Below are 17,370 nucleotides of genomic sequence, written 5' to 3'. Positions count from 1 at the left end.
CCAGGACCGCGTCGAACAGCGCCAGGCCCTCGGCGAAGGAGAACAGGTGGAATCCCGCGGCCGTCAGCCGGCGAAGGTCCGTCTCGGAGAGCTCTCCGGCCATACCGGCATCCGCTGCCCACGGCCCCCACACCAGGGACAGGCCCGGCATGCCCTGGGCCCGGCGGTGCTGGGCCAGCGCGTCCAGGTAGGCGTTGGCCGCCGCGTAACCGCCCAGCCCCGCACCGCCGGCCAGCCCGGCCATCGAGGAGTACACGACGAAGGCGGCCAGATCGAGATCCCGGGTCAGCTCATGCAGGTGCCAGGCGCCGTCGGCCTTGGGGCCGAACACGTTGGCCAGCCGCTGCGCGTCCAGCGACGGGATCATGCCGTCGTCACGGACGCCCGCGGTGTGGATGACCGCGGTGAGCGGGTGCTCCGCCGGCACGCCGGCGAGCAGCTCCGCCACCTGGTCCCGGTCGGCCAGGTCGCAGGCGGCGATGGTGATCTCGACCCCGTGCGCGATCAGCTCGGCCTGCAACTCCACCGCACCCGGAGCGTCCAGCCCCCTCCTGCCGGCCAGCAGCAGGTGCCGGACCCCGTGCTCGGCCACCAGATGCCGGGCCAGGCTGCTCCCCAGACCACCCGTACCACCCGTGATCAGAACGGTGCCGTCGAGATCCAGCCGCCGCGCGCCGTCTCCGCCTGGCGTCAGGCGGACCAGCCGGGGAACGCGGGCCACGTGTTCGCGAATCGCCACCTGGGGCTCGCCGCAGGCCAGCGCCTCGGGCAGCGCCGACAGCCCGCTCTCCCGCTCGTCCACGTCGACCAGCACGAAGCGGCCGGGATTCTCGGTTTGCGCGACGCGTACCAGCCCCCAGACCGCGGCCGCCGCCGGATCCGTGACCGTCTCGTCTTCCCCGCCGGCGACCGCGCCCCGGGTGACCAGCACCAACCTCGACTCGGTGAACCGGTCATCGGCCAGCCACTGCTTCAGCAGCTCCAGCACCCGGCCGGTCAGCTCCTGTGCCGCCTGCGCCCCGCCCGCCTCGACGGGCGAGCCGATCTCGACGGCCACGACGTCCGGCACCCGGTCCAGCGAGACGCGACCGCCCGCGGGCTCGGCCTGACCCGGCTCGGCCCAGCGCAGGTCGCCCAGTCCCGGCCGGCCCGGCTCGGACCGGTCCAGCTCGACACAGTCCAGCCCGGCCACCGCGTCCAGCGGGGAGACGATCGTGGGCGCGACCACCCACTCCAGCGCGAACAACGCGTCCCGCTCCAGCCCCTGGCCGCCAGAGGCGAGCATCTGGTCCGCGGACACCGGCCGGAACACCAGCGACTCCGCCGTCAGCACCGGCGCGCCCTCGGCGTCCACCGCCGCCAGCGACACCGAACCGCTTCCGGTCTTGACCAGCCGCACCCGCAACGCCGAAGCGCCATTGGCGTGCAGGCAGACGCCGCCCCAGGAGAACAGCAGCCGCCCCTGGCCCGGCTCCGTCAAATTCATGAACGAGGCCGGCTGCAACGCCGCGTCCAGCAGTGCGGGGTGCAGGCCGAACAGGCCGGCGCCGCCGACCTCCTCGGGCACCTCGACCTCGGCGAAGATCTCCCCGTCACGCTGCCAGGCCGCCCGCAACCCCTTGAAGGTGGGCCCGTAGACCACGCCCCCCTCGGCCAGGTCGTCGTACAGCCCGTCCAATGCGATGGGCGTCGCGCCCACGGGCGGCCAGGTGGCCGTGTCGAACCGCGCCGTACGCGCTCCGACCCCCAGCACTCCGGCCGCGTGCCGCACCCAGGGCTGGTCCGGCGCGTCGGCGAGCCGCGCGTAGATCGCGAGATTCCTGCGGCCTGTCTCGTCGGATGCGCTCACCACCACCTGGACGGCGACGGCGCCGTCCGGGGCGAGCACCAGCGGGGCGGCCAGGGTGAGCTCCTCCACCCGGTCGCAGCCGACCTGATCCGCCGCCCGGATCGCCAGCTCCAGGAACCCGGTGCCGGCGAACAGCGCCGTGTCGGCCACCGCGTGATCGGCGAGCCAGGGGTGCAGGCGCACCGACATCAGGCCGGTGAGCAGTGCGCCGTCGGAGTCGGCGAGCCCGACAGCGGCGCCCAGCAGCGGATGCCCCGCCGCGGCGAGGCCAAGCCCTCGGGCATCGGCGATCCGCACTCCGCTCGGCCAGTAACGCCGGTGCTGGAAGGCGTAGGTGGGCAGGTCGACCTGGCGGCCCCCTCCCAGCACCGCCTGCCAGTCCACCGCCACACCGCGGACGAACAGCTCGGCCGCCGAGACCAGTACCCGGTCCAGCCCGCCTTCGTCACGGCGCAACGTCCCGGCGACCACCGCGGTGACCCCCGCCTCGTCCACCGCCTGCTCGATCCCCAACGTCAGCAACGGGTGCGGACCGACCTCGATGAACGCCCGATACCGCTCCTCCAGCAACAGCCCCACGGCCGGCGCGAACTCCACCGTGCGCCGCACGTTCTCGTACCAGTAGCCGGCGTCCAGCTCCGTGCCGTCGAGCCATTGCCCGGTCGCGGTCGACAGCATCGGCACCCGCGCCGCACGCGGCGCCACCTCCGCCAGGTCCACCAGCAGATCGTCACGGAACCGCTCGACCTGAGGCGAATGCGCGGCGAAGTCCGCACCGGCCAACTGCCAGCGCATGATGCCCTCGGCCGACAACCGCCGCTCCAGCACCCGCATGGCCTCCCCGTCGCCGGCGACGGTGACCACCCGGGGCCCGTTGACCGCGGCGATCGAGATCCGATCCAGCAGATCACCCTCGGCCAGCGCCGCACGCACCTGCTCCACCGGCGCCATCACCGACAGCATCATCCCGTGCCCGGACAGCCGCTCCCCGATCAACCGGCTGCGCAACGCCACCACCCGCGCACCGTCCGACAGCGACAGACCACCCGCCACCACCGCGGCCGCGATCTCCCCCTGCGAATGGCCCACCACCGCGTCCGGGCGAACCCCCAGCGACTCCCACACCGCCGCCAAAGACACCATCACCGCGAACGAGGTCGGCTGCACCACATCCACCCGATCCAGCCCCGGAGCATCCTCGGTCTGCCGGACCACATCCAGCAACGACCAGTCCACGAACGGCTGCAACGCCGCCGCACACTCCGCCATCCGAGCCGCGAACACCGCCGACTCCTCCAGCAGAGCCGCACCCATCCCCACCCACTGCGCTCCCTGACCAGGGAACACGAAAACCGTCCTGCCCTCGACATCCGCCGCACCCTGGACCACACCGGGCGCCGACTCGTCCGAGCCGATCACGGCCAACCCCGCCAGCAGACCCTCGCGATCCCCGCCGACCACCACGGCCCGGTGCTCGAACACCGACCGCGACGACACCAGTGAGAAGCCCACATCCGCCGGCCCCAGCTCGCCCCGGGCCTGCACATGCGCCGTCAATCGCCCGGCCTGTGCCCGCACCGCGTCAGCCGTACGGGCCGAGATCACCCAGGGCAGCACACCGCCTGCCGGACCGGCAGGCTCATCGGCCGCCGGTTCCACGGCCTCCGGCCCCTGCTCCAGGATCATGTGTGCGTTGGTGCCGCTGATCCCGAACGACGACACACCCGCCCGGCGCGGACGACCGGTCCGCGGCCACTCGGTCGGCTCGGTCAGCAGCTCCACCGCGCCCGAGGCCCAGTCCACGTGCGACGACGGCTCGTCCACGTGCAGCGTCCTGGGCAGGATGCCATGCCGGAGAGCCATGACCATCTTGATCACACCGGCCACGCCCGCGGCGGCCTGGGTGTGACCGATGTTCGACTTCACCGAACCCAGCAACAGCGGCCGCTCCTCCGGCCGGTCCTTGCCGTACGTGGCCAGCAGGGCCTGCGCCTCGATCGGGTCACCCAGCGTGGTGCCGGTGCCGTGCGCCTCGACCGCGTCCACCTCAGCAGGGGACAGCCCGGCGACGGCCAGTGCCTTGCGGATCACCCGCCGCTGCGAGGGGCCGTTCGGCGCGGTCAACCCGTTGGACGCGCCATCCTGGTTGATCGCCGACCCGCGAACGAGCGCGAGCACCTGGTGGCCGTTGCGCCGCGCGTCCGACAGCCGCTCCAGCATCACCAGGCCGACACCCTCGGACCATCCGATGCCGTCCGCCGCGTCGGAGAACGCCTTGCACCGGGCATCCGGCGCCAGCCCGCCCTGCTCACCGAGTTCCCCGAACGCCGCGAGGGTCGATATGACGGTGACGCCGCCGGCCACCGCGAGCGAGCACTCCCCGTTACGCAGGGCCTGAGCCGCCATGTGGATGGTCACCAGCGACGACGAGCACGCGGTGTCCACCGTCACCGCCGGACCCTCCAGGCCCAGGGTGTACGAGATCCGGCCGGAGGCCACGCTGGCCAGCTGCCCGGTCATGATGTGACCGCGAGACTCCTCCCCGGGCATGTAGCCCGAGCCGACGGAGCCGATGAACACGCCGGTGTCGCTGCCTCGCAACGAGTCCGGATCGATGCCGGCGCCTTCGAGGACCTCCCAGGCGGCCTCCAGCAGCAGCCGCTGCTGCGGGTCCATCGCCAGCGCCTCACGCGGCGAGATCCTGAAGAACTCCGAGTCGAACTCGGGCGCGTCGAAGACGAACCCGCCCTTCAGGTCGAGGTCGCCATGGACCTGCCAGCCTCGGTCGGTCGGCAGCGGGGTGATGGCGTCCTGCCCCTCGATGACCAGCCGCCACAGATCCTCCGGGGAGTTCACCCCTCCGGGGTAGCGGCAGGCCATCGAGACGATGGCGATCGGGTCGTCCCCGACCGAGACCGCGGCCACCGGCAGGATGGCGTCGCCGTGCGCGCCGAGCACCTCGCTCAGCAGGTACTCGCCGAGTGCGGTGGGGGTGGGGTAGTCGAAGATGAGGGTGGAGGGCAGGCGCAGCCCGGTGGCGGCGTTGAGCCGGTTGCGCAGCTCGATCGCGGTCAGCGAGTCGAAGCCCAGCTCGCGGAACTCCCGGCGAACCTGCACCGCCTCCAGCGAGGGGTGCCCGAGGACGGCGGCGGCCTGAGCCCGGACCAGATCGACCACGAACCGGTCCCGCTCGGCCTGCGTCAGCCCGGCCAACTGCCGCAACAGCGCACCCTCGCCGGGGGCGGACACCGACGCCGCCGTACGGCGGGTGCCCCGCACCAGACCGCGCAGCAGCGGCGGGACCTGCTCTTGCGGCAGTGCAGGCGGGTTCAGCCGTACCGGGACCACCAGCGGTGAGTCCGAGTCGAGGGCGGCGTCGAGCAGCGCCAGTCCCTGTTCGGTGGTGATCGGCGGCAGCCCGGCGGCGGCCATCCGCTGCACATCGGCCTGCGACATGTCCCCGGTCATCCCGGTGGCCTGCGCCCACAAACCCCAGGCCAGCGACAGCCCCGGCAGCCCCTGTGCCTGCCGCCGCGCCATCAGCGCGTCCAGCCAGGCGTTGGCCGCCGCGTAGTTGCCCTGCCCCGCGTTGCCCATCAGCCCGGCCAGTGAGGAGAACACCACGAACCCGGCCAGATCAAGATCTGCGGTGAGCTCGTGCAGATGCCAGGCGGCGTCGACCTTCGGCCGCAGCACCGCGTCCAGCCGCTCCGGCGTCAGCGAGGCGATCGTCCCGTCATCGAGGAGCCCGGCCGTGTGGATCACCGCGGTCAGCGGATGCTCGGTGTCGACCCCGGCCAGCAGGCCGGCCACCGCATCCCGGTCGGCCATGTCGCAGGCGGCGACGGTGACCTCGACGCCGTGCGCGATCAGCTCGGCCTGCAACTCCACCGCGCCCGGCGCGTCCAGGCCCCGGCGGCTGGCCAGCAGCAGATGCCGCGTCCCACGCTCGGCCACCAGATGCCGGGCCACCTCCGCACCCAGACCACCGGTGCCACCGGTGATCAGCACCGTGCCCTCCGGGTTCCAGACCCGGGGCATGGTCAGCACGATCTTGCCGGTGTGCCGGGCCTGACTCATGAACCGGAAGGCATCCCGGCCCCGGCGCACATCCCACGCCGTGAACGGCAACGGCCGCAACTCACCCGCCTGGAACAGCTCCATCAACTCGGCCAGGATCTGCCGCAACCGCTCAGGCCCGGCGTCCAGCACGTCGAACCAGTGATACACCAGCCCGGGGAACCGCTCCTGGTCACGGATGTCCAGCTTGCCCATCTCGACGAACCGGCCACCCGGACGCAGCAGCCGCGCCGAGGCGTCGATGAACTCCCCGGTCAGCGAGTTGAGCACCACGTCGATGCCCCGCTCACCGCAGACCGCGCGGAACCGCTCCTCGAACTCCAGGGTGCGCGACGAGGCGATGTGATCATCGGGGATGCTCAGCGAACGCAGCACGTCCCACTTGGCCGGGCTGGCCGTGGCGAACACCTCGACCCCCAGGCGCTGGGCCAGCTGAATCGCCGCCATCCCGGTCCCGCCGGTGCCGGCGTGCACCAGCAGTCGCTCGCCCTCCCGCAGTCCGGCCAGGTCCATCAGCCCGTAGTAGGTCGTCAGGAACGCCACCGGAATCGTCGCGGCCTGCTCGAACGAGACCCCGTCAGGAATCTTGGTCACCCCACCGGCACCGGTGATCACCACCGGGCCGAAGCCACCCTCGGTCAGACCGACCACCCGGTCGCCCGGACGCAGGTCGTCGACCTCGGGGCCGACCTCCAGCACCACCCCGGCGGCCTCACCACCCATCAGCCCGACCTTGTCCTGGAACCAGCCCAGCGCGTTCAACCCGTCCAGCAGGTCACGGAAGTTCACCCCCGCCGCACGCACCGCCACCCGCACCTGCCCCGCTCCCAACGGCTCGGCCACCTCCGGGAACGCGAGCAACTCCAGCGCCTCCAGACTGCCCTTGGCCCGGCTGCCCAACCGCCACGCCACCTCACCGGCCGGCGGCAGCAGACCCGCCCCCGACACCAGCGACGCCAACCTCGGCGCCCGCACCCCACCGTCACGCACCGCCACCTGCGGCTCACCCGACGTCGGCAGACCGGCCAGAATCCCCGGCAATGCCGACAGCGAGGACTCCTGCCCGTCCACGTCGACCAGCACGAACCGGCCCGGATTCTCCGACTGCGCGCTACGCACCAACCCCCACACCCCGGCCGCACCCAGATCAGTGACCGACTCACCCTCACCGGCAGCCACCGCACCCCGCGTCACCACCACCAGCCGCGAACCAGCACACCGCTCATCGGCCAGCCACCCCTGCAACAGACCCAGCACCCCGGCCGTCACCTCATGCGCCGAGACCACCGCATCCCCGGCCGACCCGGCCGCGACCTCGGCCAGCACCACCTCCGGCACCGGCCCCGCCTCGCCCAACACCGACAGATCCCGATGAACCATCACCGACTGCCCGGCCGCCCCCCACACCGCCGCAAACCCCAAGGCATCCGGCTCGAACCCCGAGAAACCGACCACCGCCACCGGCACCGGACCAGCCACCGGAACCTCGGAAAGAACGGTCCAATCCAGCCGGAACAGCCCATCCCGCTCCGTCACCTGACCACCACCACCGGCGGCGAGCTGCTCAGGGCTGAACGGGCGCAGCACCAGCGAACGCGCCGACAGCACCGGCTCCCCGGCGGCGTCCACCGCCGTCAGCGACACAGCGTCGTCGCCCGTCCGGAACAGTCGCACGCGCAGCATCGCCGCCCCGGTGGCCTGCAGGCTCATCCGCCCCCAGGAGAACGGCAACCGGCCACCCTCCACCGGCTCCAGCCCGACGAAGGTCACCGCGTGCAGCGCCGCGTCCAGCAGAGCCGGGTGCACCCCGAACGCGCCCGCGCTCGACTGCGCCTGCTCGGGCAGCGCGACCTCGGCGAACACCTCACCGTCGGCGCCGCGCCAGGCCGCCCGCAGCCCCCGGAACACCGGGCCGTATTCGAACCCGCCCGCGGCCAGTCCCTCGTACACCCCGTCCAGCCCGATCACGGTCGTGCCGACCGGCGGCCACACCGCCGCATCGAACGGCTCGGCATTGGGAGCACCGGTGGCCGGAGTGCCGACGGCCAGCGTGCCGGTGGCGTGCCGCACCCACGGCACGTCATCGGCGGCCTGCGCCGAGCGGGCGTAGATGTTCACGCTCCGGTGGCCCGTCTCCTCTGCGGCGCCCACCCACACCTGCACCGCGACGGCGTCGGTTTCGCCCAGCACCAGCGGCGCGGTCAGGGTCAGCTCCTCCACCAGGTCACACCCGGCCTGGTCACCCGCCCGCACCGCCAGCTCCAGGAACCCGGTACCCGGGAAGATCACCGTTCCGGCCACCGCGTGATCGGCCAGCCACGGATGCGACGAGAGCGACACGCGGCCGGTCAGCAGCACCCCATTGGAATCGGCCAGGCCCACGGCGGCGCCCAGCAGCGGATGACCCGCCACCGCCAACCCCGCCGCGGCCACATTCCCAACCTGGGAACCCGCCCTCGCGGGCCAATACCACTGGCGCTGGAAGGCATACGTCGGCAGGTCAACCCGGCGCCCGCCCGGCAGCACCTGCCGCCAGTCCACCGCCACCCCACGGACGAACAGCTCCGCCGCCGAGACCAGCACCCGATCCAGGCCGCCGTCCTCACGGCGCAACGTCCCGGCGATCACAGCCTCCACCTCGGCCGCATCCACGCATTCCTGGACCCCGACCGTCAGCACCGGATGCGGACTCACCTCCACGAACACCCGATACCGCTGCTCCAGCAACACCCCCACCGCCGGAGCGAAACCCACCGTACGCCGCAGATTCTCACACCAATACCCGGCCCCCAGCTCCGCACCCTCCACCCACTGACCCGTCACCGTCGACAGCATCGGCACCCGCACCGGCCCCGGCGCCACCCCCGCCAAGACCCCGGCCAGCTCCTCCCCGATCAGATCCACCTGCGCCGAATGCGAGGCATAGTCCACCGCGATCCGCCGCACCCGCACGTTCTCAGCGGCAAGGCGCTCGACCAGCTCCTCCACCGCCGCGACCTCACCGGCCACCACCACCGAGTTCGGACCGTTCACCGCAGCCACCGAGACCCGCCCGTCCCAAACCGCCACGTACTCACGCACCCGCTCGACCGGCAACGCCACCGACGCCATCGCCCCCAGCCCGGCCAACCGCTCGGCGATCAACCGGCTGCGCAACGCCACCACCCGCGCACCGTCCGACAACGACAGACCACCCGCCACCACCGCCGCCGCGATCTCCCCCTGCGAATGCCCCACCACCGCGTCCGGACGAACCCCCAGCGACTCCCACACCGCCGCCAACGACACCATCACCGCGAACGAGGTCGGCTGCACCACATCCACCCGATCCAGCCCCGGAGCGTCCTCGGTCTGCCGGACCACATCCAGCAACGACCAGTCCACGAACGGCTGCAACGCCGCCGCACACTCCGCCATCCGAGCCGCGAACACCGCCGACTCCTCCAGCAGAGCCGCCCCCATCCCCACCCACTGCGCCCCCTGACCAGGGAACACCCACACCGACTTCCCCACGACATCGGCCACACCCGCAACCACGCGCGTCGCCGACTCACCGGAAGTCACCGCCGCCAGCCCCGCCAGCAGCTCCTCATGGCCACCGCCGACCACCACGGCCCGGTGCTCGAACACCGACCGCGACGACACCAGCGACGACCCCACATCCACCAGGCCCAGTTCGCCGGCCGCCTCCACCTGCGCGCCCAGACGGCGCGCCTGCTCGCGCAACGCCTCAGAGGTCTTCGCCGACACCACCCACGGCACCACACCAGCGGCCGGGCCGGCAGGCTCACCGGCCTCCGGTTCCACCGCCTGCGGCCCCTGCTCCAAGATCACGTGGGCATTGGTGCCGCTGATCCCGAACGACGACACCCCCGCCCGGCGCGGACGATCGGCCTCCGGCCACTCAGCCGGCTCGGTCAGCAGCTCCACCGCACCCGCCGACCAGTCCACATGCGACGACGGCGCGTCCACGTGCAGCGTCCGGGGCAGCACCCCGTGCCGCATCGCCATGACCATCTTGATCACACCGGCCACACCCGCCGCGGCCTGCGCGTGACCGATGTTCGACTTGATCGACCCCAGCAGCAGCGGTCGATCCTCGTCGCGGTCCTGGCCGTAGGTGGCCAGCAGCGCCTGCGCCTCGATCGGGTCACCCAGCGTCGTACCGGTCCCGTGCCCCTCCACCACGTCGACATCCGCGAAAGACAGTCCTGCCCCGGCCAGCGCCTGGCGGATCACCCGCTGCTGCGAGGGACCGTTCGGCGCGGTCAGACCGTTGGACGCACCGTCCTGGTTCACCGCCGACCCACGCACCACCGCCAGCACCTCATGGCCGTTGCGGCGCGCGTCCGACAGCCGCTCCAGCACCAGCATGCCCACGCCCTCGGACCAGTTCACCCCGTCGGCCGCATCCGAATAGGACTTGCAGCGGCCATCACCGGACAACCCGCCCTGCGCACTGAAATCGATGAACGGCCCCGGGTTCGCCATCACCGTCACACCGCCGGCCAACGCCAGCGAGCAGTCACCTCCGCGCAGCGCCTGCGCGGCCAGATGCATCGCCACCAGCGACGACGAACACGCCGTGTCCACCGTCACCGCCGGACCCTCCAACCCGAAGGTGTAGGACAGGCGGCCGGTCGCCACACTTCCGGCAGTACCGGTACCGACGAACCCCATCACCTCCGGCGGGAACGACACACTGGTCGCGTAGTCGTGGTACATGACCCCGGCGAACACCCCGGTACGGCTACCCCGCAACGAGACCGGGTCGATCCCGACCCGCTCGATCGCCTCCCATGACGTCTCCAGCAGCAGCCGCTGCTGCGGATCCATCGCCAACGCCTCATGCGGCGAGATGCCGAAGAACCCCGGGTCGAACTCCCCGGCCTCGTGCAGGAACCCGCCCTCACGCACATAGCTGGTCCCGCGATTCTCCCGATCCGGGTTGTAGAAGGCCGCCGGATCCCAACCTCGCGTGGTGGGGAACGGCGAGATCGCGTCCGCGCCCTCGGTGACCAGCCGCCACAGGTCCTCCGGGGAGGTGACCCCGCCCGGATAGCGGCACGCCATGCCCACGATCACGATGGGGTCGTCGGCCACCGGCCGGACCTCGCCGGGAACCACCACATCGGCGTACTCGCCGAGCAGCTCGGCCAGCAGGAACTCCGCCAGCATGGCCGGCGTCGGGTAGTCGAACACCAGCGTGGCCGGCAACCGCAGCCCGGTCGTACCGTTCAGCCGGTTGCGCAACTCCACCGAGGTCAACGAGTCGAATCCCAGCTCGCGGAACTCCCGCTGCACCTCCACCGTCTCCGGTGAGAGATGCCCCAGCACCATGGCCACCTCGGTACGCACCAGGTCCACCAGGACCTCGGCGCGCTCGGCCGCCGCGAGCGGAGCCAGCCGCTGAAGCAGCGTGCTGGCCGTCGCCGACTTCCCGACGGCAGACCGGCGCCTTCCGCGTACCAGCTTGCGCAGCAGCGGCGGAATCTCGCCCTGTGCGCGCAGCACCGGCATATCCAGCCGGACCGGGGCCACGACCGGTTCGCTGGAACGGATCGCCGCCTCGAACAAGGCGATGCCCTGTTCCGGTGCGAGTGGCGGCGTACCGGCACGGGCCAACCGCTCCATGTCGCCATCGCCCAAGGTGCCGGTCATCCCGCTGTCCTGAGCCCACGCACCCCAGACGAGCGACACCCCGGGCAACCCCATGGCCCGGCGCTGCTGGACCAGCGCGTCGAGGAACGAGTTGGCCGCGGCGTAGTTGCCCTGACCTGGAGCTCCGAGCACGCCTGCCACCGACGAGAACATGATGAAGTCGGCCAGGTCCTCGTCACGAGTGAGCTCGTGCAGATGCCAGGCGGCGTCGACCTTCGGCCGCAGCACGGTGTCCAGCCGCTCCGGCGTCAGCGACGGGATCGTCCCGTCGTCCAGCACACCCGCGGTGTGGATCACCGCGGTCAGCGGGTGCTCGGCGTCCACCCCGGCCAGCAGGGCCGCCACCGCATCACGATCGGTCACATCACAGGCGGCGACCGTGACCTCGACCCCGTGCGCGATCAGCTCGGCCCGCAACTCCACCGCGCCCGGCGCGTCCAGGCCCCGGCGGCCGGCCAGCAGCAGATGCCGCACCCCACGCTCGGCCACCACGTGCCGCGCGAACAGCGCGCCCAGACCACCGGTGCCGCCGGTGATCAGCACCGTGCCCTCCGGGTTCCACAGCCGGGGCATGGTCAGCACGATCTTGCCGATGTGCCGGGCCTGGCCCATGAACCGGAAGGCATCCCGGCTCCGCCGCACATCCCACACCGTGACCGGCAACGGCCGCAACTCACCGGCCGCGAACAGCTCCATCAACTCGGCCAGGATCTGCCGCAGCCGCTCAGGCCCGGCGTCCATCAGATCGAACCACCGGTACACCAGTTCCGGGAACTGGACCTGCTCACGGATGTCCAGCTTGCCCATCTCAATGAACCGGCCGCCCGGACGCAGCAGCCGCGCCGAGGCGTCGATGAGCTGCCCGGTCAGCGAGTTGAGGACCACATCGATCCCCCGCTCACCGCACACCTCCCGGAACCGCTCCTCGAACTCCAGGCTCCGGGAGGAGGCGATGTGATCGTCCGGGATGCCCAGCGAACGCAGCACCTCCCACTTGGCCGGATGCGCCGTGGCGAACACCTCCACCCCCAGCCGCTGGGCCAGCTGGATCGCCGCCATGCCCACACCGCCGGTGCCGGCGTGCACCAGCAGCCGCTCGCCCTCCCGCAACCCGGCCAGGTCCATCAGCCCGTAGCAGGCCGTCAGGAACACCACCGGAATCGTCGCGGCCTGCTCGAAGGAGACCCCGTCAGGGATCTTGGTCAACCCGCCGGCGCCGGTGACCACCACCGGGCCGAACGCGCCCTCGGTCAGACCGACCACCCAGTCGCCCGGGCGCAGGTCGTCGACCTCGGGGCCGACCTCCAGCACCACGCCGGCGGCCTCACTGCCCATCAGGCCGACCTTGTCCTGGAACCAGCCCAGCGCGTTCAGCCCGTCCAGCAGATCCCGGAAGTTCACCCCCGCGGCACGCACCGCCATCCGTACCTGCCCGGCCTCCAGCGGCTCGGCCATCCCCGAAGAGGGGAGCAGCTCCAACGCGTCCAGGGTGCCCTTGGCCCGGCTGCCCAGCTGCCACCCCGTACCGGACGGAGGCAGCAGACCCGCCCCCGACGCCAGCGACGCCAACCGCGGCACCTGCACTCCACCGTCACGCACCGCCACCTGCGGCTCGCCCGAAGCCAGCACCGCGGGCAGCATCCCCGGCAAGGCCGGCAGCGACGCCTGGTGTTCATCCACGTCGACCAGCACGAACCGGCCCGGATTCTCCGACTGGGCACTGCGCACCAGTCCGCAGGCCGCAGCGGCCGGCAGATCCGACACCACTTCACCGTCTCCGGCCGCGACCGCACCCCGCGTCACGAACACCAACCGTGAATCGCGATACCGCTCATCGGCCAGCCACTGCTGCAGCACGGCCAGAACGCGCGCGTTCAGCTCGTGTGTCGCGTCCACCACCGCACCGACCTGGTCGGAGACCAGTTCGGTCACCACGACACCCGGTGCCTGGCCCGTATCCCCGAACACCGATGGATCCGCGAGGTCGAACGTGTCGATGCCGACCACCGCCACCGTCGGCGGCGAGGAGTCTGCCGTCGGCGCCACCCGTGCCGACGGCAACGCCGTCCACTCCAGCCTGAACAGGGAGTCCCGCTCGCCCTTACGGCCGCCTTCGCCGGTGGCCGCCGTGATCGGGCGCAGTACGAGTGACCGCGCCGTCAGCACCGGTTCACCCGCTACATCGGCCACCACCAGCGAGACGGCATCGCCCTCGGTCCTGGCCAGTCGGACCCGCAGCGCCGGCGCGCCACCGGCGTGCAGACACACCTCACCCCAGGAGAACGGCAACCGGCCGCCCTCGGCATCGTCCAGCCCCGCGAACGTCACCACGTGCAACGCCGCGTCCAGCAGGGCCGGGTGCACGCCGAACGAACCGGCGTCCGACTCGAGCTGACTCGGCAGGCTCACCTCGGCGAAGATCTCATCATCACGCCGCCAGGCCGCCCGCAAGCCCTGAAACAGCGGCCCGTAGCTCAGCCCGCCCTCAGCGAGCTGGTTGTACAGCCCGTCCAGCTCGATCGCGGACGCGCCCTGCGGCGGCCAGACCTCGGTATCGAGGCGCTCGGCGGTCTGACCGCCGACGGCGAGGACGCCGACCGCGTGCCGTGCCCACGGCTCGTCGTCGGTGGCCTCAGCCGGCCGGGTATAGATGCTCAGGTCGCGTCTGCCCGACTCCTCCGCGCCCACCCACACCTGCACCGCGACGGCGTCGGTTTCGCCCAGTACGAGCGGCGCCGCCAGGGTGAGCTCCTCCACCAGGTCGCAGCCGACCTGGTCGCCGGCCCGGATGGCCAGCTCCAGGAACGCGGTGCCGGGAAACAGCACTCTCCCGCCCACGACGTGATCGGCCAGCCACGCTTGCGACCGCAACGACAGCTGGCCGGTCAGCAGTACGCCGTCTGAGGCGGCGAGCGCCACAGCGGCGCCCAGCAAAGGATGCCCTGCCGCGGCCAGCCCCAGGTTTCGAGCGTCACCCATTCGCCGTTCGCGGGGCCAGTACAACTCGTGCTGGAACGGGTAGGTGGGCAGGTCGACCCGGCGTCCGCGCGGGAGCACCGCCTGCCAGTCGACCGGCACCCCGTGCACGTGCAGCTCGGCCAGCGCCGTCATGGATGCCGTCTGCTCGTCGCGGTCCTTACGCAGTACCGGCACGAGCACGGCATCCGACTCGTGCACATCCGCGTCGGCGGCGAGGGTGCCGGCGGCCATCGCGGTCAGCACGCCGTCGGGGCCGAGCTCCAGGTAGGCCCGTACGCCCTGGTGGTGCAGCGTGCGGACGCCGTCGGCGAAGCGGACCGTGCCGCGGACCTGGTCCACCCAGTAGTCCGGCGAGCACAGCTGCTCGTCGGTGGCGGGTTCCCCGGTCAGGTTCGAGACCACCGGAATTTCCGGCGGGCTGTAGGTCAGCGTCCGGGCCAGGGTGCGGAAGTCCTCCAACATCGGGTCCATCAGCGGCGAATGGAAGGCGTGCGACACCCGCAACCGCTTCGTTCTGATGCCCCGCTCCTCCAGGGCGGCGGCGATGTCGAGGACCGGCTGCTCAGCCCCGGCGATCACCACCGAGGCCGGGCCGTTCACCGCCGCGACCGACACCTCCTTCTCCCGCCCGGCCAGCAGGGCGGCGACCTCCTCCTCCGAGGCCTGCACCGCCACCATCGCCCCACCCGCGGGGAGCGCCTGCATCAACCGCGCCCGGCCCGCCACCAACGCACACGCATCGGCCAGCGACAGCACCCCGGCCACGTGCGCCGCGGTGATCTCCCCGATCGAATGACCGGCCAGCACCTCCGGCACCACGCCCCATGACTCGACCAGCCGGAACAGCGCCGTCTCCACCGCGAACAACGCCGGCTGCGCCCAGCCGGTCTGGTCGAGCAACCCGGCCTGCGCACTGCCCGGCTCGGCGAACAGCACCTCACGCACCGACCCGTCAAGCATCGGGTCCAGCTCGCCGATCACCTCGTCCAACGCCGCCGCGAACACCGGGAACCGCGCATACAGCTCCCGGCCCATCCCCGCCCGCTGACTCCCCTGACCGGTGAACAGCACCGCGAGCTGCGGCTCCGCCCCGGCCACCCCGCGTACCACACCCGCACCCGGCAGGTCCTCGGCCAGCGCACCCAGCCCCGCCAGCACACCCTCACGGCCATCGGCCAGCACCACGGCCCGATGCTCGAACGCCGACCGCGTCGTCGCCAGCGAGAACGCGGCATCGGCCAGCCCCAGACCAGGCTCACCGTCCAGGAACGACATCATTCGCCCGGCCTGCGCTCGGAGTGCCCCCGCCGTACGGCCCGAGACCAGCACCGGCACCACACCCGCGGCCGCATCTGACGGCGCCCGCTCCTCCGCACCCGGCTCAGCGTCAGGGGCTCCCGGGCCTTGTTCGATGATGACGTGCGCGTTGGTGCCGCTGAAACCGAACGACGACACCCCGGCCCGCCACGGCCGATCCACCTGAGGCCAGGGCCTGGCCTCGGTCAGCAGCTCCACCGCGCCCACCGACCAGTCCACGTGCGAGGACGGCTCGTCCACGTGCAGCGTCCTGGGCAGCACCCCGTGTCGCATCGCCATGACCATCTTGATCACACCGGCCACACCGGCGGCGGCCTGGGTGTGACCGATGTTCGACTTCACCGAGCCGAGCAGCAGCGGCCGGTCCTCCGGCCGGTCCTGCCCGTACGTCGCCAGCAGGGCCTGCGCCTCGATCGGGTCACCCAGCGTCGTCCCCGTGCCGTGCGCCTCGACCACGTCCACGTTCGCGGGGGTCAGGCCCGCACCGGCCAGGGCCTGGCGGATCACCCGCTGCTGAGAAGGGCCGTTCGGCGCGGTCAACCCGTTGGACGCACCGTCCTGGTTCACCGCCGAGCCGCGCAGGACGGCCAGGATCTGGTGGCCATTGCGGCGGGCGTCCGACAACCGCTCCAGCACCAACATGCCTATGCCTTCGGACCAGTTCGTGCCGTCCGCCGCGTCGGCGAACGCCTTGCATCGTCCGTCGGCCGCGAGCCCGCCCTGGGCGCTGAAGTCAATGAACATTCCGGGCGTGGCCATCACGGTCACGCCTCCCGCGAGGGCCAGACCGCACTCGCCCGAGCGCAGCGCCTGCGCCGCCAGATGCAACGCCACCAGAGAGGAAGAACAGGCGGTGTCCACCGTGACCGCAGGGCCCTCCAAGCCCAGCGCGTAGGCGATACGCCCGGTGGCGATGCTTCCGGCGGTCCCGGTGCTGACGAAGCTCCTCACTTCCAGTGGGAACTCGGCACTCGGACCGTAGTCGTGGTAGATGACACCGGCGAACACGCCCGTGTGGCTGCCACGCAGCGAGACCGGGTCAATCCCGGCCCGCTCGATCGCCTCCCACGACACCTCAAGCAGCAGCCGCTGCTGCGGGTCCATCGCCAAAGCCTCATTCGGCGAGATCCCGAAGAACCCGGGGTCGAACTCCCCGGCCTCGTGCAGGAAGCCACCCTCACGCACATAGCTGGTGCCCCGGCGCTCCCGATCCGGGTTGTACACCATCCCAAGATCCCAGCCACGCGACGTCGGGAACTCACCGATCCCATCACCGCCCTCGGCCACCAACCGCCACAAGTCTTCAGGAGAGTTGACATCACCCGGAAAGCGGCACGCCATCGACACAATCGCAATCGGATCATGCCTGCCCGACTCAACCTCTTGGAGTCGCCGACGGGTCTCACGCAAATCAGCGGCGACCGACTTGAGATATTCAACGAGCTTGCGGTCTTCCGGCATCGGGGCGGCCCTCCGAAGTGTTC

1 protein-coding gene and 1 pseudogene (1 of these 2 only partly in view) are annotated in these 17,370 nt (G+C 71.8%); both read right to left on the bottom strand.

Annotation, left to right across the window (positions count from 1 at the left end):
• Positions 1 to 17,296: the beginning of an SDR family NAD(P)-dependent oxidoreductase gene (locus OG884_RS30775; protein WP_442811750.1), read on the bottom strand. The gene continues 18,341 nt to the left of window position 1, outside the view; 17,296 of the gene's 35,637 nt are visible here — the first part of the coding sequence; its start codon is at positions 17,294 to 17,296; its stop codon lies beyond the left edge, outside the window.
• Positions 17,270 to 17,347, bottom strand: a pseudogene (locus tag OG884_RS37695) (polyketide synthase docking domain-containing protein); the annotation flags it as partial. The gene OG884_RS30775 and the pseudogene OG884_RS37695, both read right to left, overlap by 27 nt.
• Positions 17,348 to 17,370 lie beyond the last annotated feature (23 nt).

The sequence above is a fragment of the Streptosporangium sp. NBC_01755 genome (assembly GCF_035917995.1).
In the GTDB taxonomy this organism is placed as follows: Bacteria; Actinomycetota; Actinomycetes; order Streptosporangiales; family Streptosporangiaceae; genus Streptosporangium.
This window is presented reverse-complemented; position numbering and strand designations above follow the sequence as displayed.